The 24,758-nt window shown below is 59.7% G+C and carries 24 protein-coding genes; 22 read left to right on the top strand and 2 right to left on the bottom strand.

All coding sequences use genetic code 11. From position 1 onward, the window contains the following. Positions 1-152 precede the first annotated feature (152 nt). The 18 genes from BLR92_RS08260 (at position 153) to BLR92_RS08175 (ending at position 20,519) form a co-directional block, all read left to right on the top strand. A complete protein-coding gene (locus BLR92_RS08260) occupies positions 153-3,140 on the top strand; it encodes a xanthine dehydrogenase family protein molybdopterin-binding subunit (protein ID WP_089727415.1) in 2,988 nt (995 codons plus the stop codon). Beyond that, positions 3,137-3,982 carry an FAD binding domain-containing protein gene (locus BLR92_RS08255; RefSeq protein WP_089727413.1) on the top strand — a complete coding sequence of 282 codons (846 nt, stop codon included), beginning with the start codon at positions 3,137-3,139 and terminating at the stop codon, positions 3,980-3,982. Before BLR92_RS08260 ends, BLR92_RS08255 begins: the two co-directional genes overlap by 4 nt. Then, positions 3,966-4,493 carry a (2Fe-2S)-binding protein gene (locus tag BLR92_RS08250; RefSeq protein ID WP_089727410.1) on the top strand — a complete coding sequence of 176 codons (528 nt, stop codon included), beginning with the start codon at positions 3,966-3,968 and terminating at the stop codon, positions 4,491-4,493. The genes BLR92_RS08255 and BLR92_RS08250 overlap by 17 nt, the downstream gene beginning before the upstream one ends. Next, positions 4,486-6,015, top strand: a complete 1,530-nt coding sequence (locus BLR92_RS08245; protein WP_089727408.1) for an AMP-binding protein — start codon at positions 4,486-4,488, stop codon at positions 6,013-6,015. Before BLR92_RS08250 ends, BLR92_RS08245 begins: the two co-directional genes overlap by 8 nt. A gap of 28 nt (positions 6,016-6,043) precedes the next feature. Then, on the top strand, positions 6,044-6,847 hold the full coding sequence (locus BLR92_RS08240) for an enoyl-CoA hydratase/isomerase family protein (RefSeq protein ID WP_089727406.1): 804 nt from the start codon (positions 6,044-6,046) through the stop codon (positions 6,845-6,847). Between the two features lie 47 nt (positions 6,848-6,894). Beyond that, positions 6,895-8,160, top strand: coding sequence for a benzoate/H(+) symporter BenE family transporter (locus BLR92_RS08235; protein WP_089727404.1), 1,266 nt, complete (start codon positions 6,895-6,897; stop codon positions 8,158-8,160). A gap of 59 nt (positions 8,161-8,219) precedes the next feature. Beyond that, positions 8,220-9,194 (top strand): XdhC family protein, encoded by a 975-nt coding sequence (locus BLR92_RS08230; RefSeq protein ID WP_089727402.1) that lies wholly within the window; start codon positions 8,220-8,222, stop codon positions 9,192-9,194. Then, entirely contained in the window at positions 9,184-9,762 is a 579-nt protein-coding gene (locus BLR92_RS08225; RefSeq protein ID WP_089727400.1) for a nucleotidyltransferase family protein, read from the top strand. The genes BLR92_RS08230 and BLR92_RS08225 overlap by 11 nt, the downstream gene beginning before the upstream one ends. A 147-nt stretch (positions 9,763-9,909) precedes the next feature. Beyond that, the gene (locus tag BLR92_RS08220) at positions 9,910-10,761 is read left to right on the top strand and encodes a helix-turn-helix transcriptional regulator (RefSeq protein ID WP_089727398.1); all 852 of its coding nucleotides are present in this window, start codon (positions 9,910-9,912) and stop codon (positions 10,759-10,761) included. Between the two features lie 504 nt (positions 10,762-11,265). Continuing rightward, positions 11,266-12,789 carry a UbiD family decarboxylase gene (locus BLR92_RS08215; protein WP_217636553.1) on the top strand — a complete coding sequence of 508 codons (1,524 nt, stop codon included), beginning with the start codon at positions 11,266-11,268 and terminating at the stop codon, positions 12,787-12,789. Further along, positions 12,782-14,242, top strand: a complete 1,461-nt coding sequence (locus BLR92_RS08210) for an aldehyde dehydrogenase family protein (protein WP_089727394.1) — start codon at positions 12,782-12,784, stop codon at positions 14,240-14,242. Before BLR92_RS08215 ends, BLR92_RS08210 begins: the two co-directional genes overlap by 8 nt. Positions 14,243-14,304: 62 nt before the next feature. Beyond that, positions 14,305-15,105 (top strand): sterol desaturase family protein, encoded by an 801-nt coding sequence (locus BLR92_RS08205; RefSeq protein ID WP_089727392.1) that lies wholly within the window; start codon positions 14,305-14,307, stop codon positions 15,103-15,105. Between the two features lie 33 nt (positions 15,106-15,138). After that, positions 15,139-16,116 carry a TRAP transporter substrate-binding protein gene (locus BLR92_RS08200; protein WP_089727390.1) on the top strand — a complete coding sequence of 326 codons (978 nt, stop codon included), beginning with the start codon at positions 15,139-15,141 and terminating at the stop codon, positions 16,114-16,116. 75 nt (positions 16,117-16,191) lie between these two features. Then, on the top strand, positions 16,192-16,767 hold the full coding sequence (locus BLR92_RS08195; RefSeq protein ID WP_089727388.1) for a TRAP transporter small permease: 576 nt from the start codon (positions 16,192-16,194) through the stop codon (positions 16,765-16,767). 4 nt (positions 16,768-16,771) lie between these two features. Next, positions 16,772-18,037, top strand: a complete 1,266-nt coding sequence (locus BLR92_RS08190; RefSeq protein ID WP_089727387.1) for a TRAP transporter large permease — start codon at positions 16,772-16,774, stop codon at positions 18,035-18,037. Between the two features lie 62 nt (positions 18,038-18,099). Next, positions 18,100-18,858 carry an SDR family NAD(P)-dependent oxidoreductase gene (locus tag BLR92_RS08185; protein WP_089727385.1) on the top strand — a complete coding sequence of 253 codons (759 nt, stop codon included), beginning with the start codon at positions 18,100-18,102 and terminating at the stop codon, positions 18,856-18,858. A 107-nt stretch (positions 18,859-18,965) separates the two neighbouring features. Next, positions 18,966-19,910 carry a LysR family transcriptional regulator gene (locus BLR92_RS08180; protein ID WP_089727383.1) on the top strand — a complete coding sequence of 315 codons (945 nt, stop codon included), beginning with the start codon at positions 18,966-18,968 and terminating at the stop codon, positions 19,908-19,910. An 18-nt stretch (positions 19,911-19,928) separates the two neighbouring features. Next, a complete protein-coding gene (locus BLR92_RS08175) occupies positions 19,929-20,519 on the top strand; it encodes a UbiX family flavin prenyltransferase (RefSeq protein WP_089727382.1) in 591 nt (196 codons plus the stop codon). A gap of 98 nt (positions 20,520-20,617) precedes the next feature. On the opposite strand, the gene tsaA is transcribed toward BLR92_RS08175, so the two are convergent. Continuing rightward, positions 20,618-21,358: a tRNA (N6-threonylcarbamoyladenosine(37)-N6)-methyltransferase TrmO gene (gene tsaA, locus BLR92_RS08170; protein ID WP_089727521.1), complete on the bottom strand. Its 741-nt coding sequence runs from the start codon at positions 21,356-21,358 to the stop codon at positions 20,618-20,620. A gap of 119 nt (positions 21,359-21,477) precedes the next feature. Between tsaA and BLR92_RS08165 the strand changes: the two genes are divergently transcribed. From BLR92_RS08165 to BLR92_RS08150, 4 genes are read left to right on the top strand one after another with little or no spacing between them, the layout of a single operon-like run. Next, on the top strand, positions 21,478-22,098 hold the full coding sequence (locus tag BLR92_RS08165) for a methylthioribulose 1-phosphate dehydratase (protein ID WP_089727380.1): 621 nt from the start codon (positions 21,478-21,480) through the stop codon (positions 22,096-22,098). Continuing rightward, positions 22,095-22,661, top strand: a complete 567-nt coding sequence (locus BLR92_RS08160; RefSeq protein ID WP_089727378.1) for a 1,2-dihydroxy-3-keto-5-methylthiopentene dioxygenase — start codon at positions 22,095-22,097, stop codon at positions 22,659-22,661. The genes BLR92_RS08165 and BLR92_RS08160 overlap by 4 nt, the downstream gene beginning before the upstream one ends. Further along, the gene (gene mtnC / locus BLR92_RS08155; RefSeq protein ID WP_089727377.1) at positions 22,658-23,341 is read left to right on the top strand and encodes an acireductone synthase; all 684 of its coding nucleotides are present in this window, start codon (positions 22,658-22,660) and stop codon (positions 23,339-23,341) included. The genes BLR92_RS08160 and mtnC overlap by 4 nt, the downstream gene beginning before the upstream one ends. After that, positions 23,334-23,831 carry a GNAT family N-acetyltransferase gene (locus BLR92_RS08150; RefSeq protein WP_089727375.1) on the top strand — a complete coding sequence of 166 codons (498 nt, stop codon included), beginning with the start codon at positions 23,334-23,336 and terminating at the stop codon, positions 23,829-23,831. The genes mtnC and BLR92_RS08150 overlap by 8 nt, the downstream gene beginning before the upstream one ends. Positions 23,832-23,851: 20 nt before the next feature. On the opposite strand, the gene nadC is transcribed toward BLR92_RS08150, so the two are convergent. Next, complete coding sequence (gene nadC, locus BLR92_RS08145) at positions 23,852-24,706, bottom strand: carboxylating nicotinate-nucleotide diphosphorylase (protein WP_089727372.1); 855 nt, start codon at positions 24,704-24,706, stop codon at positions 23,852-23,854. Positions 24,707-24,758: the final 52 nt, after the last annotated feature.

The following is a 24,758-nucleotide window of genomic DNA, read 5'->3' as shown; positions in this document are numbered from 1 at the left end:
TTTTCGTCCATTGGTCGCAAATCAGACTCTCGGGCAAACGCCCCGATTCACGGACCAGCATCCGTTCCGACGGGCAAGGTCGAGTACGTGCAGCCTTCGTAGACTCCTCTCCAGGTGGCCAGCTTTCCAACAACGCCACCGTGGAGGAAAGGATGAACGCGTTCGAGTCTCCCACACTCGATAAGCGTAGTGGCCATATCGGCAAACGCCAGACACGCGTCGAGGACGATGCGCTGCTGCGTGGCCAGGGGCGTTATGGCGACGATCTCGCTACGCCGCCCGGCACGCTGCATGCGGCGGTGCTGCGTTCACCGCATGCCCATGCACGGCTGACATCGCTGGATGTTTCCCGGGCGCTGGCGATGCCCGGCGTGCATGGCGTATTGACCGGTGACGACGTCAAACGCTGGGCGCAGCCCTTCCCGGTCGGCGTGCGTCAGCCAATGGATCATTGGTGCGTGGCGGTCGACAAGGTGCGCTATGTCGGTGAGCCGGTCGCCGTGGTGATCGCCGAGAACCGTTATCTGGCCGAGGACGCTCTGGAAGGCGTGTGCGTCGGCTACGAACCCTTGCCAGTGGCGGTCGATACCGAAGCCGCGATTGCTGACGGTGCGGTAATACTCCACGAGGCGGTAGGGGCCAACGTGGTCAACGATCGCCGCTTTTGCTACGGCGATCCGCAAACGGCCTTCGACACCGCCGAGCGGCGCGTTTCTCTCAAGGTGCGTTTTCCGCGTAGCTCCTGTACACCCATCGAATGCTATTTCGTGCTCGCCCAGTACGACGTTGCTAGCGGCGGCTACGATGTAACATCGAATTTCCAGGGCCCGTTCGCATTGCACTCGGTGATGACGCGTGCCTTGAAAGTGCCCGGCAACCTGCTGCGCTTGCGCACCCCGCCGGATTCCGGTGGCAGCTTCGGCATCAAGCAGGGCGTGTTTCCCTATGTGGTGATGATGGGCCTGGCTGCACGCAAGGTCGGCGCACCGGTAAAGTGGGTCGAGGATCGTCTCGAACACCTGCAGGCGTCATCGTCGAGCACCAACCGGGTCACCGAGGTCGAAGCCGCCGTCACGCATGATGGCCGGGTCACCGCATTGCGCCTGGATCAGCTCGACGATTGCGGCGCCTACCTGCGCGCGCCGGAGCCGGCCACCTTCTATCGCATGCATGGCAACCTGACGGGCGCCTATGCGATTCGCCATCTCGAAGTACGCAACCGCGTGGTAATGACCAACAAGACCCCGACCGGGCTCAACCGGGGCTTCGGTGGTCCGCAGGTGTATTTCGCGCTCGAGCGGTTGATGCAGCGCATTGCCACCGAGCTTGATCTGGACCCCCTCGAGGTCATTCGTCGCAACTTGATTCCCAGCGGATCCTTTCCCTACCGCGCCGCTGCCGGCGCGTTGCTGGATTCAGGCGACTATCCCAAGGCCGTGGCCCTAGGCATCGAAGAGGGCGGCCTGGCGGAACTCCTCGAGCGCCGCAAAGCCGCGCGCCGTGCCGGGCGTCTGTATGGCATCGGGTATACCGTGGCGGTCGAGCCGTCGATCTCCAATATGGGCTATATCACCACGGCGATGACCCCCGAGGAGCGGCGCAAGGCCGGGCCGAAGAATGGCGCGGTGAGCACGGCCACGATCAGCGTGGGGCCACTTGGCGATATCAGCGCGCATGTCTCCTCGACGCCCCAGGGGCAAGGGCATCGCACGGTGGTTGCTCAGGTCATCGCCGAGGTGCTGGGTGTGCCACTGGAATCGATTAGCGTCAACGTCGAGCTGGATACCGGCAAGGACGCCTGGTCGATTGCCTCGGGCAACTACTCCAGCCGCTTCTCCGGCGCGGTAGCCGGCGCGGTCTACAACGCCGCGCTCAAGATCAAACAGCGTCTGGCGGTTATCGCCGCCGAGCAGTGGGGCGTCGACGCCGAGCGCGTGCGTTTCGGCGAAGGGCGGGTGTTCGTCGACGGTGGCGATGCGTCGGCCTCGTTTCATCGCATCGCCGGCGCCACCCACTGGTCGCCGGGAACCTTGCCGGAAAGCGAATCCGGCGGGCTACGTGAAACCGCGTTCTGGACCCCGCCGGAACTGGTCGCGCCAGACGATAACGACCTGATCAACAGCTCGCTGTGTTATGGCTTCATCTTCGATTACTGCGGTGTTGAGATCGACCGAATCACCGGTGCGGTGCGCATTGATCGCTACGTCACCCTGCATGATGCCGGGCGCATGCTCAATCCTGATCTGGTGGACGGCCAGGTGCGTGGCGGTTTCGCTCAGGGGCTGGGCGTGGCGCTGATGGAGGAGTTCGCCTACGGCGACGATGGCAGTTTCATTTCCGGCACGTTCGCCGACTACCTGGTACCCACCGCCGTCGAGGTGCCGGAACCGTTGATTCTGCACATGGAAACGCCATCGCCGTTCACCCCGCTGGGTGCCAAGGGGGTGGGTGAGGGTAACAATATGAGTACCCCGGTGTGTGTCGCCAACGGCGTGGCCGATGCGCTGGGGATCAAGGATATTGAGCTGCCCCTGACACCCTCGAAGGTGCGCACGCTTATGGGGTTCGACGAACCGCCACGCCCCGAAGGCGTGGGCGAAGAAGTAGCCAAGCAGACGCCGGGCGGATCGTTGCTCACTGCCAGTGATTCGGTGGAGATACCCGGAACGCCTCGCCAGGTCTTCGATAACCTGCTCGATCCCGACACCCTGGCGGCCATCATCCCCGGCTGCCACGCGCTGGAATTGACCGGCGAGAACGCCTACCGCGCCGACGTCACCGTCGGGGTGGGCATGATCCGGGCGCGCTTCGATGCGCGCGTCGCGCTGCGTGATCTCGATCCGCCGCATGCGTTGCGGTTGTCGGGAGCGGGTACCAGTTCGATGGGCTCGGCCGAGGGCTCGGCGAAGATTCGTCTGACCGAGATCGAGGGCGGCAAGACGCGGCTGGACTACGACTACGAAGCGTCGGTGGGCGGCAAGGTCGCTTCGGTAGGCGGTCGAATGCTGCAAAGCGCCTCGAAGATGATCATCGCGCAGATATTTACCCGCCTGTCCCGGCATTTGGGTGGCGCAGCGCCGAAAGCCTCGCTGTGGCAACGCATCAAGCGTCTGGTCACCGGCAAGGGAGGCCAGTCATGAAACCCGCCGCTTTCGATTACGCCCGGCCGACGACGCGTCGGGAAGCCTGTGATCTGCTGTTCGATGCCGGCGACGCCGCGCGTATCATCGCCGGCGGTCAGTCGCTGATGGCGGTGCTCAACATGCGCCTCGCCGAGCCCAGGCTATTGATCGATATCTCCGCCATCGATGATCTGCGCACGATCGAGCGCCGCGAGGGCTACCTGGCGGTGGGCGCCGGGGTGACCCAGGCCGAGTTGCTGGAGCACCCGACACTGGCCGACGAGGTACCGCTGCTGGCACAAGCGATGCCGTGGATCGGTCACGCCCAGACACGCAATCGCGGCACGGTGTGCGGCTCGATCGCGCATGCCGATCCGAGTGCCGAGCTGCCGCTGTGCCTGCTGACGCTAGGCGGCGAAGTGGTGCTCGAGACGCGCAAGGGCAAATCGCGGCGGGTCGCTGCCGGCGAGTTCTTCCAGGGCGTCCTCACCACTGCCCGACGTTCCGATGAATTGATCACCGAAGTGCGCTTTCCCCTCAAGCGTCCAGGCCGCGCTTACCGCTTCCAGGAAATCGCCATGCGTCATGGCGATTTCGCGATTGTCGCACTGGCCGCGGTCATCGCTGACGACGCGGTGGAGCTCGGCGTGGGCGGCGTCGCCGATCGCCCGGTCATGCGCACGTTACCCCACGGCGAGAAGCTTGCCGATGCGCTCAACGAGTTTGCCTGGTCGCTTAACGCTCAGGATGACGCCCACGCCTCGGCGATCTATCGCCGCCATCTGGTACGCGAACTCGGCATCCGCCTGATCGACGGTGAGACACCACAGGAGGACGGCGCCAATGCACGTCAAGTCTGATCAACGCACTCGGGTGATTTTTACCCTCAACGGCCGCGAACGCAGCGGCCATGCCGAACCGCGCATGCAGCTCAGCGATTTTCTGCGCCATGAGATGGGTGCCACCGGCACCCATATCGGCTGCGAACATGGCGTTTGCGGCGCCTGCACCGTGCTGGTCGACGGCCGCGCCAGCCGCGCCTGTCTGATGCTTGCGGTACAGGTCCACGGCAGGCGGCTGGAAACGGTCGAATCGCTGGCCGAAGACGGTGGCCTGAACGATCTGCAGCAGGCTTTCCATAATCACCATGCCCTGCAATGTGGCTTCTGCACGGCGGGCATCCTGATGTCATGCAGTGAATTTCTGGCCCGCGTGCCGGCCCCCACCGAGACGCAGGTACGCGACATGCTGTCCGGCCATCTATGCCGTTGCACGGGCTACACCGGCATCGTGAACGCGGTGCTCGAGGTGGCTGCTACGCGTCGCCAGTTCCAAGAGGGCGATACCGAACAGGAGAACAACAATGTTTGATCTTGGACGCAGTTTTCTCGCTACGGTCGAACGCCGTCCCCAGGCGACGGCGATTTCCGACGGCAATCAATACAAGAGCTATGCCGATTGGTACGCGGACATTCAGAGCGTGGCCCGTGCCCTCGGGCGACTCGGCGTAGGCAAGGGTGATCGGTTGCTGGTGGTGATGCAGAACCGCTGGCAGATGGCGACCTTGCACTGGGCCTGCCAGTTCGCCGGCATCATCGTCACACCACTGAACTGGCGATCGACGATGAGCGATATCGGTTATTGCATCGAAGATGCCGAGGTCAAGGCGATCGCCTACGATACCTCGGCCTTCGAAGCGGTGAGCGCGTGTCGCGAAGCCCAGTCGCTGTTACGCATCGTGGCGGGCGAAGTCGACGATGCCGGGGCGGTCCTCTTCGATAGTCTACTCGACGGCACCGGCGAGACAATTCTGCGTGCCGGCGCCGAGGATGTGTCGTTGATGCTGTATACCTCGGGAACCAGCGGCAAGCCCAAGGGCGTACCGCGCCTGCATCGTGTCGAACGCGCCGCAGCACTGGCCCACGTGGCGCAGAACCTGTATCGCCACGATGAGTGCACGCTGGGCGTCATGCCGCTGTATCACACCATGGGCGTGCGCTCGTTGTTGTCGATGGCGCTGATCGATGGGCATTTCGTCTGCATACCCAAGTTCGATCCTAAGGCGACCATCGAGGCCATCGAGCGTGAGGGCGTTAGTAACCTTTACCTGGTGCCGACGCTTTATCACATGTTGATCGAGCATCCCGAGTTTTCCCCCTCCCGCGTAAAGAGCGTCGACAAGCTCGGCTTTGCCGGTGCGCCGATGAGTGCAGGGTTGATGGCGCGAGTGGAAGAGGCCTTCAAGCCCAGTCTGTTCGTCAACCATTACGGCAGCTCGGAAATCTACACCTTCACCATCGATCAGAACGCCAGCCGCAAGCCCGGATCCTCCGGGCGTTCATCGCTCAATCAGTGCATTCGGGTCGTCAGGATCGGCGCCGATTCTCCCGATGAGGTCGTGCCGGTCGGCGAAGAGGGCGAGATCATCGCCGACATGACCGGCGACGAGGCATTTCAAGGCTATTGGCGCCGCCCCGATGCCGATGAGAAGTCGCTCAAGCAGGGCTGGTACTTCACCAGCGATACCGGCTATTTCGATGCTGAGGGCGATCTGTTCGTCACCGGCCGGGTCGATGACCTGATTATCACCGGCGGCGAGAACGTCAGTCCGGTGGAAATCGAGAACGTGCTGTCGATGCATCCGCTGGTGGAAGAGGTCGTCGTGGCCGGCCTGCCCGACGAGCAGTGGGGCGAGGTCATTACCGCTTTCATCAAGTGTCGCGAGACGTTGCAGGACGAGACGCTGGACGGCCACTGCATCGACTCGGGACTGGCTCGTTTCAAACGCCCCCGGCGTTACGTCTTCGTCGATGAGATTCCCAAGTCGGCAGTAGGCAAAGTGTTGCGCCGCGTCTTGCGCTCGCAACAGCAGGATGCCGCCCAGCCGCAGTGATCGTTTACCCAACTCAAGGACTATCGCCATGAACAGCAGCACAGCGCAGGATTTTCTGACGTCCGATTTCGATGGCTTCGCCGTGCGCGTCGACAGTGCCGGCGAGCGCGCCGACATCGTCTTGAACCGCCCACCGCTGAATGTGATCTCGATGGCCCAGCGTGATCAGTTGAGGCAAGTCTTCGAGGCGCTCGACGCGCATCCGGATGTACGCGTGATCGTACTGCGCTCCGAGGGCGAGCACTTCTCCAGTGGCGGAGACATCAAGGGCTTTCTCGAAGCCTCGCCCGAGCATGTATCGAAACTCGCCGATAACGTCGCCGCCCCGGCGCGCTGTACCAAGCCGGTGATCGTCGCCAATCGTGGCTATACCTTCGGCGTCGGCTTCGAGCTGTCGCTGGCCTGCGATTTTCGCATTGCCTCCGAGACCACGCGCTACGCGCTACCCGAGCAGAACCTGGGCCAGATTCCGGGTTCCGGTGGCTCGGCGCGTCTACAGAAGATCATCGGTATCGCCCGTACCAAGCACATGGTGATGCGTGCCAAGCGCATCAGCGGTGCCCAGGCGCTCGACTGGGGAATCGCCACCGAATGCGTCGCCGACGACGAACTGGAAAGCGCCACCCAGGCGCTGGTGGACGAGTTGCGGCGCTTCTCGCCGCTTGCGCAGCGTACCGCCAAGCGGCTGATCAACGACAACGAAGACGCTCCGCTGTCGGTGGCCATCGAGATGGAAGGGCATTGTTACAGCCGTCTGCGTGGCTCCAACGATTTCCGCGAGGGTGTCGAGGCCTTTCACGCCAAGCGCAAGGCCGACTTTTGCGGCAATTGATTCGAAAAACCCATCACAACGAACAATAGCAAGTTGGGAGGTACGATATGCAAACCAACAAAGACAATGGCTCGCTAGATCGACCCATGTCCCGGTTCTCGCTCAATGGGTTGTCCCAGGCGTTTACCATAAAAACCGTTACCGCCGGGGTGGTCGCGGCAATTTTCGGTTGCTCGGGCCCCGCGTTGATCATTATCAGCGCGGCGGAAGCGGGCAATCTCAGTGGTGCCCAGACGGCGGCCTGGCTATTTGCGGTCTATTTTGTGGGTGGCCTGATCAGTCTGATTCTGGCCCTGCGCTATCGCCAGCCGATCACCGGAGCCTGGACGATTCCCGGCGCGGCGATCATGAGTGTCGCGCTGGTTACCATCCCTTTCAACGAAGCCGTCGGCGCATTCATCATGAGCGGCGCACTCGTGTTGCTGCTCGGTGTGAGCGGGTTGATCGGACGCATCATGCGTTGGTTGCCGATGCCGATCATCATGGCGATGATCGCCGGAGCGCTGATTCGCTTCGGTATCGGTGCAGTGGAGGCGGTCGGCTCGGCACCGCTGGTCGCCGGTGTCGCAGTAGTGGCCTTCTTTCTCACTTCTCGCCTTATGGCTTCGGTGCCGCCAGTGCTGGCCGCCGCACTGGCAGGCTTGATCGCGGCTTTACTGATTGGTGCGATTCAACCTGCCGAGGTTGACATTGCCTTCATTGCCCCCCAGCTGACAGCGCCCAGTTTTACGTTGAATGCTTTCCTGGTGATTACCATACCGCTGACGGCGTTGGTGATCGGTGCGGAGAATGCCCAGGCGACGGGTGTTCTGCTGGCGGAGGGCTATCGCCCCCCGGTCGACAGGATGACCATCATCAGCGGCATTGGCGGAATGGTTGCGGGTTTTCTGGGTGGCCATAATGCGAATATCGCCGGCCCGATGACCGCCATCTGCTCATCGGAGCAAGCCGGGGAAGACAAGCGGCAGCGCTACGGCGCGACACTCGTGAATGGGGTTCTATTCTGCACCTTCGGCTTGTTTGCCGGTATCGTGGTGCCGTTGATTCTCGCGCTACCCGGAGCATTGATTGCCAGCGTGGCGGGGCTGGCGATGATCGGCGTTCTGCTGGCTGCCTTTCAGCAGGCGTTTTCCAAGCAGTTCGGCTATCAGATCGGCGCCTTCGTCGCACTCGTCGTGGCAATGAGCAATCTGACGATATTCAATATCAGTTCGCCGTTCTGGGCATTGGTGTTCGGTATCGTGGTATCGCTGCTGTTGGGTGAAAAAGCCATGCAGCCGGAGCCGGAAAATACGCTGGAAGCGGAACGTTAAACAGCTGCAACGCTCTTCTCCGGGGTGGAAGATCCGAGGCAGGCCAGAGGTAGTGTGTCATGCGTGATCTCGATCTGCGGGTCATGGCCCAGGCGCTCGAATGGGCGCGGGAAGGCCGAACGATCTGGCTGTGTACGGTGCTGGCGACCTATGGGTCGTCACCCCGAGCGCCGGGCTCGCTGTTGGTTGCGCGGGGCGATGGTCAGTATGTCGGCTCATTGTCGGGTGGTTGCGTCGAGGAAGACTTCATTGCGCGGCTTCGCGACGGCGCCTTTACCCGGCCGGCGGCGATTCAGCGCTATGGGGAGAGCCGCGAGGAAAGCCGGCGTTTCGCGCTGCCTTGTGGGGGCGTGCTCGAAATACTCATAGAGCGGCGTGAGGCCGACGGAGACTGGTGTCATCATCTGGAAGCCTTGCATGGCGCACTGCTGGGCCAGAAGAAGCTGATTCGGCGGGTCGAACTCGACGCCGGGCGTTATAGTCTGGCATCCGATGAGGCCTCTCAGGGGCCGCGTGTCGCAACGGCCCCCGGCGTCGCGTGGATTCGCATCGGCCCGGTGTTACGGTTGATTCTGGCGGGCATCTCTCCGGTAGCCGAGGCTTGTGCCGGGTTCGCTCGTACACTGGGCTACGAGGTGATCGTCTGCGATCCGCGTGAGCAGGCCTGCGCGGACTTCGCTATCGAGGATGTCGAGGTTCAGCCGTTGTTGCCGTCGCTGTTCATCGCCTCCGGCGTCTGCCACGCCGCTACCGCAGTGGTGGCGCTCACCCACGACCCACGGATCGACGACTTGGCAATGATCGAAGCGATACGTACGCCGGCTTTTTATATTGGCGTGATGGGCTCGCGCAGAACCTCGGACGCTCGCGCGACGCGGTTGATACGCTCGGGCGGACTGGGTGACGAGGATATCGCGCGGATCAGGATGCCGATCGGCCTCGATTTGGGCAGCAAGACCCCCGCTGAGATCGCCTTGGCGGTAGTGGCCGACGTCATGCGAGTTCACAACGGGTGCTCACGCGATGCCTTGTGAATCTGTCGTGGCCCTGGTGTTGGCGGCCGGGCGGGCACGGCGCTTCGGCAGTGACAAGCGTCGTACCTGCCTGCCGAGCAGGGGGCCGCTGCTGGCGGCCACGCTCGAAACGCTGCGCCCTCACTTCACCGATATCAGAGTCGTGCTGAGACACGACGACGACCGCCGATTGCTCGGGATACCCGCGGATATCGCTACTATTCCCGCCATTGAAGCGGAGCAGGGCATGGGCGCTAGCCTGGCAGCCGGCCTGCGTGCCTTGAGTCGTGACAGTCATGCCGAGGCAGTCGCGGTAATGCACGGAGACATGCCCTGGGTACAAGGTGCGATCTTTCGCGCCTTGTGCGCCCAGGCGCATGCGGGGTTGATCGTGCGCCCTGTCTTCCAGGGGCAGGGTGGGCACCCCGTGGTCTTTGGGCGTCAATTCTGGCCTCGTTTATGCTGCCTTGAAGGCGACACGGGCGCACGCGGCGTGGTGCGCGATCATCGAGCCGCCTGTATCGAGATCGAGACTCTTGATTCCGGTGTTCTGCGTGATATCGATCGCCCCGAGGATATGCCGAGATGACCCGCCCTAGGCAGGTGCTACAGAATCGAATAATGGGGTGGATGAGAGGCTGCGTCTTTAGTGTAAGGTACTCCGATGCCAAGCACGGACCTGCTAGGATGAAACTATATTCCATGGCTTATCCACGGGGGAGCAACAGAGGACGCTATGTCGAGTGCCTACCGTATCTTTCATGGAGGATTCGGGCGCGTTGCATTGTTGGACATGGATGAGTCGCTGGTGCTTCACGCGCATTCCGAGTGCCATGTACTACTCAAAGTATCTGGGGAAGATACCTTCTTCTCGGTACGCAACCGCCAACAACCGCTGACCGATAAAACGGCGGTTCTGGTGAATGCGTGGGAACCGCATTTCTACGATCATCAGAGCGGTGCCGCCGATACCCTGATTCTGGCGTTGTATATCGAGCCGCGTTGGCTTGCTGCCCTGCAGCACAGTCTAGTGCTGAGTGGCCGTCCCGACTTCTTCTCGCATCCATGTATCGAACTGACACCGAAGATGCGTCACAATGCCGACCTGCTGATCTCGGCCATGCTGACATTCGGCACGGTGCCGCAGGAAAAGGTCGAGGAATTGCTTTTCGAGTTGTTGATCGGGATTACCGAAAAACACTCCGAATGGCGTCATCTGACCAAGCTGCGGGTCGGGCTGGCGAGCGACTTCTACGATGCCCGTATACGCAAGGCCAGTGACTTTATCCTGAACCACCCCCAGGGCGAATTGGATCTGGAGATCATCGCGAGGCAGTGTGGTCTGTCCCGGGCGCACTTCTTCACGCTGTTCAAGAAAAACACCGGCATGACACCGCAGATGCTGGCCAATATCGGCAAGATGCAGTCGGCTTTCGACTGGCTGTCGGATAATCGGGCCGGTACGTTGGGCAATCTATCGGAAACGTTGGGTTTCTCCGAACAAGGGCACTTTACGCGCTTCTTCCGCCGGCATATCGGCGCTTCGCCCAGTCAGTATCAGAGGGTGACCGATAGTTACGTGCATTGAGGAGCATTCTCGTGATGCTCAATATTTATTGAGGCAGGCTTTGGTATCTCAGCACTGCGAGCATGATGGGCGACTCGATATGAGTCGCTTTTTTATTGATTCGCTGATGTTCTGGTGATCTAGATAAGAAACTAATTGAATAAGACTGCGGAATTTTCATGCAAATCATATAGAAGGGGATCAGACGCAAAGGTAAATTCCTGGACTCCAAGGGTAATAATGATATTCAGCGATAAGGTCGACAATGAAATTGTTTTGTATAGTCGTTAGTGAAGAGCGCGTATGAGTTTTCCGCTTGCTGGCTAAACTTTTCTTAATTATTTTTTGCTTTTAACTTCAATGGGCATTTCATAAAATAATTTTATATAGCGGTTGCTGATAGCAGGTATCATTATTTATTAATGGAAACTTTTGGATGGTTATTTTACGTTCTTGGTAGTGCCAAATAATTATCTTTCAGATTAACAGATATTGCCCCGTGACCTATGGTTGGCGCTTGGTCTTATGAAGCAGATCTTGAGCCGGGACAGTAACAAGAACAGCGATTCAGAGGTGCTGCCTATGCAAAAGGTTCTGTCCCGATATTCGCCCCCCGGTGTACCCAGGCCGGACCGTAGATACCCCTTGGGTAAGAACTTGCGCGAGTGGCTCGATCACTTGCAACGACAGCATCGCCTGAGCGTCATTCGGCCCGGCGTGGACCTGAAGTTTGGAGTTGCCGCAGTCGCCAACCGGTTGGATGGAACCGCAGCGTCGCTCTTCATCGAGCCGGGGGGGCATCCGGTATCCGTTGTTTCCGGTTTGCTGTCAGATCGGGCATGGATGGCCGAGGCGATGGGCGTCGCCCCATCACAAGTGCTGAGCCGGTATCTGGAGGCATCCCTGAACCCATTGCCTTGGAACGAGACATCCGAAGCTGCTTGCCAGGAAGTCGTTCATACCGATGAGCTGGATCTGGGGGCGTTGTTGCCAATACCGACCCATAACGAGCATGACAGCGGCCCTTATATCACTGCGGGGCTGATGATCATCAGGAACCCGGTCACTGGCGTTCAGAATGTGTCGATTCATAGACTGCAGGTAACGGGCCAGAATCGTTTGGGGGCGTTGTTGTTGCCACGCCATGCATTGTCTTTTTACCAGCGAGCAGAAGCCGAGGGCGATGATCTTGAGGTTGCCATTGTGATCGGGGCAGATCCTCTGACCCTGCTGGCATCACAAGCCATCGTGCCAATTGATCATGACGAACTGGAAATTGCCGGAGCGCTGCATAGCCAGCCGCTGGATGTGGTGCGTTGTATCACCAATCAGGTGAGGGTTCCGGCGCAGGCGGAAATCGTGATCGAAGGTCGCTTGCTGTGCCGGATTCGCGAGCTGGAAGGGCCTTTTGGCGAGTTTCCACAGTACTATGGTGAGCGAGCGGAACGTCACGTCATCGAAGTGGATGCCGTGACGCATCGAAGGAATCCCCTATATCACACTATCGTCGGTGGTGGCCTGGAGCATCTGCTGCTGGGAGGTATACCCCGCGAAGCCACTTTACTGGCACATCTCAAGCGCAGCTTCCCCAGCGTGCGCGACGTGCATCTCTCGAAAGGCGGCGTTTGCCGTTACCACCTCTATGTGCAGATCGACAAACGTTCGGAAGGGGAGGCCAAGAACATTATTCTCGGGGCGCTGGCCGGCCATTACGACGTCAAGCACGTCACTGTGGTCGATTGTGATGTCGATGTTCACGACCCGGCCGAAGTCGAGTGGGCTCTTGCTACCCGCTTTCAGGCCGACCGAGACCTGCTGCTGGTCAGTGAGTCCCAAGGTTCCAAGCTCGATCCCTCCACCCGGGATGGGGTGGGTGCCAAGCTGGGGTTCGATGCCACGGTGCCGCTCAGTGCACCGCCGTTCAAGTTTCTGAGAATCCGCGTGCCGGGCGAAACCGAGCTGGATCTCGCTGGGGTCATTGATAGCTCGGCGAGTAATTGGCGCGAACGGATCGGTGCTGAACAGGCAAAGGAGTATCTTCATGAGTAACGGTATTGAAGCGCTGCATCTGATCGGTGGCGAATGGTATCCATCGGTCGACGACCAATGGGCCGAGAGTGTGGATCCTTCGAACGGTGAGCGTATCGGTCGCTTTGCTGATGGTGGTGAACGCGAAGCCAGAGCGGCGGTCAATGCGGCCAGGCGTGCCTTTCAGGCGCCGAAATGGTCGCAGAATCCACGCTTGCGACAGCAAGTACTGCTGCAGTGGGCTAGTCGCCTGGAAGCCAATAGCGAGGAGCTCGCTGAACTACTGACTCGGGAGAACGGTAAGGTAATCGCCCAATCCCGTGGCGAGTTGATAGCGACGGTTTCGGAGATTCGATATTACGCAGGGCTTGCCCGGCACAACCCTGGACATGTGCTGGAAATCGCGCCCGGTGAATTTTCGACCATGCTGCGCGAGCCCGCAGGAGTGGCGGCTTTGATCATCCCCTGGAATGCCCCCGCGACTCTGCTGGCACGGGCGATCGCCCCTGCACTTGCGGTCGGTTGCACGGTTGTCGTCAAGCCGGCACCGCAGACGCCGCTGATCACTGCGGCGTTGCTTGCCCCGCTGGCGAACATCACGGAGTTGCCGAAAGGGGTCATCAATCTGTTTGCCGAAACCGGCCACTCTGGGGCGCAGTATCTGGTCGCCACCCCCGAAGTGGAGGTGCTGTGCTTCACTGGCTCGACCGCCACGGGACAGCAGATCATGGCGAATGCCGCACCGACGATGAAAAAATTGTCGCTGGAGCTTGGTGGGAAGTCCTGCGCTTTGGTGTTCGAGGATGCTGACACGGCCAGCATCGCGCCGAGACTAGCCGTCGCTGCGACCATTATTTCCGGTCAGCAGTGCACGGCTGCGCGTCGGGTGCTGGTGCATGAGAGCCGGTTCAAGGAGATGAAGTATCTGCTGGGCCAGGCGCTGGATCAGTTGGAGGTTGGTCCTGGGTTGAATCCGTCCAGTCAGATGGGACCGTTGATTGACTGGCAGGCTCGCGACCGGGTGGCACAGCAGATGGCCGAAGCCTACGAACTTAGCGATGAGGTGGTGCTGCGAGGCCAGATACCCAGGGGGAGATTGGCAGAAGGTGCCTACCTGATGCCTGGCCTTATTGCTCACGGCGATGACAACGCTTTTTTCTGCCAGGAAGAAATATTTGGTCCGCTGCTGATTCTGGAGAGCTTCACATCCGAAGCCGAAGCGATCGCCAAGGCGAACAATACGCGATTCGGGCTTTCCGCCAGTGTGTGGACCGAGCAGGGGGCCCGTGGGCTGCGTGTTGCTCGGGCCTTGGCTAACGGTACCGTCTGGCTCAACGACCACAATAAGCTGTTTGCCGAAGCCGAGACGGGCGGCTACCGGCAAAGTGGCATCGGACGCTTGCACGGTTATGATGCGTTGAATGATTTTACTGAAGTGAAACATTTTTATCAGAATTGTGGGCTGGTTAAGTAGCCTCTCTCGGGCAGATTGTCCTGCCTGGGAGGTTTTAATTACGCCGCGAAGGAGAGAGGTCAATGTTAGAAAAACAAAAGACATATCGTCAGGAATACCGCGATTCTACCCCGGGCTGGTACCGCGGTGAATTGCATCTCGGGTTCACTCTCATATTCACGATTGGCACCATTTACTACTGTTGGGGCCAGTTACAATCCCCTACTGCCTGGGAGTGGATGCTAATTATTCCGATGTTCCTTTTTGGAAACTATATTGAGTGGGCGGCTCACCGCTATATTCTTCACCGTCCCATTAAGGGGCTACGAATGGTTTACCAGCGTCATGTAAATTCTCATCATAGATTCTTTACCCATGACGACTTATCTTTTCAGGACCAGAAGGATTGGAGAGCGCTATTGTTCCCACCATTCGCTCCAGTGATGTTCGTGCTAAGCGTTGTTCCGATAGCGCTGGTACTGGGAGCCGTGTGGTCAGCCAACGCAGCATATATCGCGGTTATATTTATGGCTGGATATTATCTTATGTATGAAGGACTCCATACACTATCTCATGTGGAAAACAGTAGATTTCTTGATAATATTCCGCTGGTCAACACGGTCAGAAGGATGCATGTTATCCATCACCATCCGGGCCTCATGCAGCAACGGAACTTCAATCTTACTTTTCCTATATGTGATGCGATATTTGGTACAAGTGACTTGGAACACGGGTTTTGGCGAACCATGTTTAATGGCGCCAAGCATGAGGGCATGCGCGAAGAAGATCGCAAGCGATATGAGAATTTCTACAGAGGAAAAGGCGCACGTGACCCATGGCCACCACGGGGAGAAAGAGAAACAAAAAAATTGGCTGAAGAATAATAACGTCCTAACTGATTGAAAGAGGAAATCGCGATGAAGTTAAGAACAAGAATCATCGGTACATTGCTTGCTGCTACAGTTGCCTTTAGCTCAATAGCAAGCGCGAAAGAACTTCGGCTTGGTCTTATTGTGCCGGGTTCCCACGCATGGTCAATCGCCGCAACGTCTATGGGAGAGGAGTTGGAAGAACGCTCCGATGGCAAGTTCAGCGTATCGATCTTCCCAGCAGGCCAACTCGGCAGCGAGGCACAGATGATGCAGCAACTGCAGACTGGTGCCTTGGACATGGCCTTTCTGACTGCGGCCGAACTTACTAACCGCATCACCGATTTTGGCGCTCTGTTCGCCCCGTATCTTGTGACGAATGTCGAGCAGGCCGGCGAGCTGCTAAGCGGTCCGACTGCACAGAGCCTACTCAACAGGCTGCCAAGGGAAACTGGCACCGTGGGCTTGGGCTATGGCATCGCTGCAATGCGATTAATGCTTACGGCGTTTCCTGTGGATAATGTGGACTCGCTTAACGGCCGGAAAATAAGGGTCACTCCGTTTGCACCAGTACAGGACTTCTATCAGGTACTCGGAGCTGCTCCAACACCCATGCCATTGCCTGCTGTCTACGACGCGTTAGCCAATGGGCAGGTTGACGGAATAGATGCGGATTTGGAATTGGTCTGGAAACTGAAGCTCTACGAACGCGGAGAAACGCTACTGTATTCACGACATATGATGTTCCCGGTCGTCGGACTAATCTCGGGCCGTCTCTGGGCTCAACTGAGCGAGGAGGACCGTGCCCTAATCGCGGAGGTGGCGAAAAAGCACCTGAACAGATTGTTTGACCAGTACACTGAGATCGAAGCCCGGATGCTAGCGAAGATCCAGAAGACCGAGATCAATGTGATCGAGGCCGGCCCCGAATTCTTTGAGGGGAAACTGAAGCAGTGGGAGGATATCTGGCTTAAGAAGAGCTCGGTTTTGGCAGACCTACGCCGCGAAGCCGACAAGCTAGAATAGCTGAGTTCTCCATGGGGGCAGGCTCATACGCCCGCCGGCCCGGCTGCCCACACCGAATAATTCCAAGGGGGCTCTATGATCCATTCAATCCAAGCTTTGAGCGATGTGGTGAACCGGTGCGAGCGGGGCGTGCTGCGGGCATTGGTACTAGCTCTTCCGGTAATGGTCCTGACCAACGTCGCTGGCCGTGCCCTAGGAGCGCCGATCTTCTGGCTCGATGAACTGGCCGTACTGTCTATGGTCTGGCTCGCCATGATAGGCCTTTCATTAACCCTGAAGTCCCGTGACGCTGTCTCGGTCACGCTACTACAGGATGCCGTGCCCCTGGCTGCAAAGAAGGCTCTTCGGTGTATCAGCGATCTTCTTGTCCTTGTGTTCACGGTGGCCCTTTTTGTGCTTTGCTACCTGTGGTTTGACCCTATTTTGTTGATCAGCACCGGTTTCGATATTGAGCAGTTCTCTTCGAAGTCCTTCAACTTCATCTATGGCGCCCCTACCGCGACTCTTGGGATCCCCAAAGTATGGTTTTGGTCGATTCTTCCGCTTACGGCTTTGACCAGCAGTATTCACGCCTTGGCGAATCTCCTGCAGACACTGGCAGTTCCCATGACCAAGCCACTAGGTCATGAAAGCATCGAATCCGGAGGTTGAGCCCATGGTTGCCATCAGCTTTATTGTATTGCTTTTCATAGGTCTGCCGATCGCGCTCGTGCTCGCGATCACCGCAATGATTTACATCTATCTGAGCGACAACAGCGTGCTCTTTCTTTCCTACCCTCAGCAGTTCTTTGGCGGGCTGGAGAATTATGGCCTGCTGGCGATTCCATTGTTTATGCTGGTGGGGGAGCTGATGAACGAGGGCGGTATTACCCGGCGCCTGGTCGCTTTCGCATCAGTCTTTCTCGGAGCGGTCCGTGGCGGGCTTGCCTACATTAACATCATCGCTAACATGATGATGGCATCAATCGTCGGCTCCGCGAACGCCCAGGTTGCCGTGATGGGGCAGGTAATGGTGCCCGAGATGGACAGGCAAGGCTACGACCGTGGCTTCGCGACAGCGACTACCGCAGCCGGTGCCCTACTTGCGCCGGTGATCCCGCCGTCCATGTTGTTCATCATCTTCGGGGTGTTGGCTCAGATTTCCATCGGCGATCTCTTTCTGGCCGGTATCGTCCCGGGTCTGTTGATGGCCGCCAGCTTCATTGTCCTCATCGCACTGCTCGGCCTGCGGTATCAGTATCCTGCCAGCGAGCATCTCAGCCGCGCGCAGAAGCTGAAAAATATCCTGGCTGGCATGCCGTCGCTCAGCGTACCGGTAGTGATGATCGGCGGTATCCTCGGCGGCTTCACCACGCCTACCGAATCCGCCGCTGTGGGTGCGGCAATGGCGGCCGGCGTGGGCCGGTTCTGGCATAAAGAGATGAAATTCGAGCGCATGGGAGGAATGCTGCTACGGGTCGGTATCAATACCGGCGTGGTTCTGGCCATGGTCGCTGCTGCTGCCGTATTTGGCTGGGTTATCGTCTACGAGATGATACCGCAGCAACTCAGCGAGTTGATGCTGAGCATGACGTCGGATCCGTTTGTCTACTTGCTGCTGCTGATGGCTCTGCTGCTGGTAGTGGGCATGGTTATTGACGGGATTGCAGCTTTGATTCTGCTGGTGCCAATACTGCTACCCGTGGCTGAGAGCGTCTACGGCATAAACCCCTACCACCTGGGGGTCCTTATGTGTATCAATCTGACCTTGGGTCTTTTCACCCCTCCTGTCGGCGCGGCCCTCTTTGTCGCCTCCCGCGTTACTGGCTGCAGCCCCGGTCAGATTCTCCGGCCATTGATGCCCTTCCTGCTGTCGACCATATTGATCATGGTGTTGATCGCTTGGCAGCCTGGCCTGGCAACGTGGCTCATTTCCGATTAGGCCCTAATTAGCTGAGACCTGCCCCGGGCATGCTACCCGGGCATTACCCAAGAGATATTGTTATGAGCCGAATGAAAGACAAAGTTGTGATTATCACAGGCGCTGCCCAGGGGATAGGCGCGACTTATGCTAAGGCACTGGCCGAGGAGGGGGCCGATATCGTTATTGCCGACATCCTGGATGGGACGAGCGTCGTGCGTGAGATCGAGGCGAAAGGTGGCAAGGCCATCGCTATCAAGACCGATGTCGCCGATGAAACCTCTGCGGCGGCGATGGCGACTGCCGTCACCCAGCGCTTCGGCCGTATCGACGTGCTGATCAACAACGCAGCTATCTATGCCTCGCTGAACTTGAAACCCTTCGAAGAAATAGACGTCGCGGAGTGGGACAAGGTGATGGCGGTCAACGTGCGTGGCCCTTTCGTTTGTGCCAAGGCAGTCGTTCCATATATGAAGCGCAACGGCTACGGACGCATCGTCAATATCTCCTCTGGCACGCCCTTCAAGGGCACGCCTAACCTTCTTCACTATGTCACATCCAAAGGGGCCATCTTGACCTTGACGCGCGCGCTGGCTCGTGAGCTCGGTGACCACGGTATCTGTGTCAATACGTTGGCGCCCGGTCTGGTACTTAGTGAGGGTGTGATCGAAAATGCGGAACTACGCGATCGGCTGACCGCGCCTGTAATTGCCAGCCGGGCAATCAAACGTGACCAATTGCCCGAGGACCTTATCACTCCACTCTTGTTCCTCGCCTCTGATGACAGCGCTTTCATGACCGGTGAGACTCTGGTGGTGGACGGCGGCTCGGTAATGCATTGATCACATGATTCCTATTTGCTCGGCCTGGCGATCGCTGGCAGGTCACAGACCGAACCGCCGCTGATAACCATGAAGACTGCCAGGTAAGAGCCAGGCCAGGGGGCGTAATGGAACTCAGACAGCTGAAATATTTTATCTGCTTGTATGAGGAGGGCTCGGTGACCCGTGCGGCGCAGCGTCTGAATATCGTGCAGCCGGCCCTGAGCGCTCAGATCGCCAAACTCGAGGAAGAGTTCGGCCAAGTGCTGTTCGAGCGTACTCCAAAGGGCATGAAGCCAACCGATGCCGGCAACCAGGCTTACAGAACCTTTCAGCCCTTGCTGAGCAAGCTTCTCGAAGCCCGCCACGGCATGATCAATCTCGCCGGAGAGATTACCGGCCGGGTATCGGTTGGCTTGATCGCTTCTGCCACAACGACGGCGCTGCCGGATGTGCTGCAGTTCTTTACTCAAAACCATCCCGAGGTGGAGATCTATGTGACGACAGGCTACACCCAGGATCTGATCGACAGTGTCCTGAGTGGCACTCTGGATTTAGCAGTTATCAACCAGAATCGGCAGCTGGATTCACTCGCCAGCACTGGCGTGGCCGATGAATCGCTTTTTGTCGTCACTGGGGGGCCCAGCCGGCTATCGGATGAAATCGCGAATGTCAGATTTCAGGATCTGCAGCGGATGAAGCTCGTGCTGCCATCCCGGCGTCACGGTTTACGTACCCTGATTGATCAAGCCTTCGCGGCCTGCGGACTTTCCCTGAAGCCGCGGCTCGAAATTGATGATCTCTTGGCCATCGAGGAGTTCGTGCGGCACAGTGACTGGGTTTCTATTCTACCGGCAATCGCTATCCATGATGGCCTCAAGGCCGGTGTGCTGCATGTACATTCACTCGAGTCGCCCGGTATCAGCCGTCATGTAGCTTGCGTCCATTCGCACCGCTGTCCACTGAGTCCGGCAGCGCGCCTGTTTGTCGAAAGCATCAGCAAGAACATGCTGGCCACGATCGAGGCGATCGAGTTCTACAAGGGTGCTAACGTTTTTCTCCAGGCGCGATGACCCCCAGAAGAGATGAAAATGAATGTAGTAAAATCGGATAAATCACAGCGGCTCGTGGTAGGTATTTCCGGAGCTTCAGGTGTGATCTATGGCATCCGGCTGCTCGAATTGCTTCAGGACACGCCAATTGAGACCCATTTGGTGATCACTGATTCAGCTGTGGTGACATTGGCACATGAAACCCAGTACAAACTGGAGTACGTCAAATCGCTGGCGAGCACTTGTCACTCGAACAGGGACATCGGCGCTGCCATATCCAGCGGCTCCTTCAGGACCATGGGAATGGTCATCGCGCCCTGTTCGATCTGCTCAATGTCGGAAATTGCCGTCGGCACGACTTCCTCGCTGCTGGCCAGGGCGGCAGATGTCGTCTTGAAAGAGCGCCGCCGACTGGTACTAATGGTGCGTGAGACGCCATTGCACACCAATCATCTGCGTAACATGACGGCGCTATCTGAAGTCGGCGCCATTATTGCGCCACCCGTACCCGCCTTTTACGCCAAGCCTGAAATCCTGGATGATATCGTGAATCACAGTCTTGGTCGTATACTGGATCTTTTCGATATCGAGTTGGGTATTGTGCGTCGCTGGAGAGAGCTGTCTCAATGACAAAACTGCACTATGCGACTCGCTTCGGTTTAGCTACAAGCGCCTGAAGCCTCGCGTCTTCCAATACCGTTTAGTTAACGTGGTGGTGACCTCGTCTTCTAGGCGATGGCTACCAGCTCGATGACTCGCATGGTTACCTCGCTATTTTCGCTCTTCTCTGCACGAAAGCGCACATCCACATCGCGCAGCGCCACGCCATAAATACGCGCCTGCGCTCCCTGTCGATACGCCGGGCGGGGATCCTGTGCCACGACCTGCTCGATCAGTTCGCGTAGCGAGTCGCCATCGCTGCGTTGCGCCAGCACCGCCCTGGCTTGCGAGGCGAAGCGAACCGCATAACGCGGTGGCGCCTCGGGTGCGAAACCGGCGCGGGCATCGGGGCGTGCCTCGGCCCAGGGCAAATAGGGTTTGATATCCAGCACCGGCGTGCCGTCGATGAGATCGTGACCGCGTAGATGCAGACGTACCCCGCCGTTGGTTTCGATTCTCTCCAACTCGACCAGCGACAGCCCCAGACGATTGGGGCGGTGCGTGCTGCGGGTGGCGAACACGCCGAGCCGGGCGTTGCCCCCCAGGCGGGGTGGGCGCACCAGCGCGGTCCAGCGTTCGGGGCTACGATGAAAGATGAAGGTCAGCCACAGGTGGCTGACCCGGTCGAGACCGCGTACCGCGTGCGGATCATCGAACGGCGGCAATAGATGCAGCACCGCGCGCCCGGCCGGCGCCAGCCCGGGCTGACGAGGCACGCCGAACTTGTCGGGGTAGTCGCTGACGATGCGGCCCACGGCGCTGAGCGTGAAATCGGTGGCTGACGGCGGGGCTGGTGTGTGCTCGCTCATGGCGGCATTATGCCGAGCTTGGCGGCCAGGAGCGAGGCTGGCCTTCGTCTGGCTGACATGTGTAGGCTGCACTGGGGTTTTCACGAGTCGAATCGTTAATCGAGGCGAGGCATTTTAGGTTGATCGATCTGGAACAACTGGCCCGCGCCCAGCAGGCCATCGTCGAGGCCGGGCGACAGCTTTACGCCGCCGGGCAGGTGCCGGCGACCGGCGGTAACTTCTCGGTACGCCTCGATGGCAGCCATATGGCGGTGACCGCATCGGGTCGCCACAAGGGGCGCCTGAGCGTTGCCGATATCATGGTCACCGATTTCGCGACCCGCCCACTGGGCAGCTCGCTGAAACCGTCCGACGAGGCGCGTCTGCACGGTCAACTCTACGAGGACCTGTCGCTGGCCGGGGCCGTTTTGCATACGCATTCGAAGTCGGCGACGCTGCTTTCGCGGGTCGAACGGAGCGATACGCTGTGGTTGAGCGGTTATGAGTTGCAGAAGGCACTGGAGGGAGTGGCCAGCCACGACGCGCGGGTGGCGGTGCCGATCTTCGACAACACCCAGGACATCGCGGCACTCGCCGACGCGGTGCGCCAGCGGCTTGACGAGCAGGCCTGCTGCGCTTACCTGATCCGCGGTCATGGGCTGTATACCTGGGCGCGCGACATGAATGCCTGCCTGCGGCATGTCGAGGCGCTGGATTTTCTGTTCGATTGTGAGCTGGAGTTGAGGAGGGGCCTGTCATGAGCTTTCTACACGTCTACCACGAAGCGGACGGCGAGCAGCCGCTCCTGTCGACCCACGATGGCGAGCGCATTGCCGCCGAATTAAGCGCCCACGGCGTGCGCTTCGAGCGTTGGGCGACGCCGGCGGCGCTCGATACCGATGCCGATCAGGACGCGGTGCTGGCTGCCTACGCCGACGATGTGGCGCGTCTCAAGGCCGAATCGGGCTTTGCCACCGCCGATGTCATCGGTCTGACGCCGGATCATCCCGACCGCGAAGTCCTGCGCCGAAAGTTTCTCGACGAGCATCGCCACAGTGAGGACGAAGTGCGCTTCTTCGTGCGTGGCGAGGGCATCTTTTACCTGCACCTGGGCACGCGGGTCTACGTGATCGGCTGTGCCACGGGCGACTTGATGTCGGTGCCGGCGGGTACCCCGCATTGGTTCGACATGGGGCCCGCGCCGGATTTCACCGCCATTCGTCTGTTCACCAATACCGAAGGCTGGGTGGCGAACATGACCGGCAGCCCGATTGCGTCGCGCTTTCCGCGCTTCGAGGCGCTGCACGGGAGCCGCGCCGCATGATTCGCGCCATCGTCACCGATATCGAAGGTACCACCGGCTCGATCGGCTTCGTCCATGAGGTGCTGTTCCCCTACGCGCGTGAGCGGCTGAGCGATTTCGTGCGCCAACGGGGCAATGAGCCGGCGTTCGCCGAGCAACTCGAAGCCGTGCGTGAATTGGCCGGTGAGCCAGAAGCCGATCGCGAGCGCGTGATCGCGATTCTCGAAGGCTGGCTCGATGCCGACCGCAAGGCCACGCCGCTCAAGGCGCTGCAGGGCATGATCTGGGAGACCGGCTATCGGCGCGGTGACTTCACCGGCCATGTCTATTCCGACGTCGTTCAGCATCTCGCGGCCTGGCAAGCAGCCGGGCTGGCACTTTACGTTTACTCATCCGGCTCGATACAGGCGCAGAAACTGCTGTTCGGCCATTCCGATGTCGGTGACCTGACGCCGCTGTTTGCCGGCTACTTCGATACCACCACCGGTCCCAAGCAGGAGGCCGATAGCTACCGGCGAATCGCCGCCCACCTGGGGCTGGCCGGCCATGAGATCCTGTTTCTATCGGATGCGCTCGCCGAACTCGACGCGGCGGCGGCGGCGGGTTTCCATACGGTGCAGTTGGCGCGTGATTCCGGGATGATCACGGGCGATCATCCCGTCGCCGCCAGCTTCGATGCGGTGCGTTTTCCCGATGATTGAACGCGTGTGTTACCGCGGCGCGCTGCCGCGCGACGCCGCGGATCAGGCCGAAGTGTTTCATCACGCGGTGATGAAGGGTGCCGCCGGCCATTACAGCCTGGCGCAACGCGAGGCCTGGGCCTGCGCATTGCCCCGCGAGGCCAGCGCCTGGGCGGCGCGCCAGGCACTTTATCCGACCTTGGTGGCGGCCTGCGATGGACGCTGCGTGGGCTTCATCGAACTCGATGTCAGCGGCAAGCGCATCGAAACGCTTTACGTCTGGCCATCGCTTGCCCGACAAGGTATCGGTTTGCGGCTGCTCGACTATGCCGAAACGGCGATGCACGAGCAGGGGGTCGGCACGCTGCGCATCGAAGCCAGCCTGATGCTGGCCGCGGGGCTCGAGAGTCGCGGTTGGCGGCGGCTCGGCGACGAGTGGGTCGAACGACAGGGTGAACGCCTGGCGCGCGTATGTCTTGAAAAGCGTCTGGAGAAGCGCCTGACGCCCTGAACGGGCGTCGGCAATCCGCGTTAGCGTGAATCGCTGTGTGTCACGCGCATCGACAGGTCGATGGCTTGTACATCCTTGGTCAACGCACCGATCGAGATGCAATCGACGCCGGTGGCGGCGATGGTCTCGAGCGTAGTCTCACTGACATTGCCCGACGCCTCGAGGGTGGCTCGCTTGGCGGTAATGCGCACCGCTTCGCGCAGGTCGTCGAGCGAGAAATTGTCGAGCATCACGGTATCGGCCTTGGCCTCGAGGGCCTGGGCCAACTCCTCGAGATTTTCCACCTCCACTTCCACCGGCAGGTCGCGGGCGATCTTGCGCGCTTCCTTGACCGCTGCCGCGATGCCACCGCAGGCGGCAATATGGTTTTCCTTGATCAGGAAGGCGTCGTACAGGCCGATGCGATGATTGTGGCAGCCGCCACAGGTGACCGCGTATTTCTGCGCCAGGCGCATGCCCGGCAGGGTCTTGCGCGTGTCCAGCAGGCGTACGCCGGTGTCGGCGACCCGCTCGGCGTAGTGGCGCGCGCGGGTGGCGGTGCCGGATAGCGTCTGCAACAGATTGAGCGCGGCGCGCTCGCCGGTGAGCAGGCTGCGTGCCGGACCTTCCAGTTCGAGGAACACCTCGCCGGCGCTCAGCGCATTGCCATCGGCGGCATGCCAGGTCAGGTTGACCCGGGCATCGAGGCGGCGGAACAGTTCATCGACCCAGGCCACGCCGCACAATACGGCGTCTTCCCGGCTAATCACCTGCGCGGTAGCCCATTGACGCTCGGGAATCAGTTGCGCGGTGATGTCGCCGGGGCCAACGTCCTCGGCCAGCAGGCGCGCGGCGCTGGTGCGAATGTCTTCGGCGAGGGCTTCGTAATAGTGCATGCGGTCCTGGCTCCGGTATGTGCGACAATGCGCTCATTATAGAGAATACCGG

The sequence above is a fragment of the Modicisalibacter muralis genome, assembly GCF_900102945.1.
Classification (GTDB): Bacteria; Pseudomonadota; Gammaproteobacteria; order Pseudomonadales; family Halomonadaceae; genus Modicisalibacter; species Modicisalibacter muralis.
The sequence above is the reverse complement of the archived record's forward strand: the minus strand, read 5'-3'. Positions and strand labels throughout refer to the sequence as shown.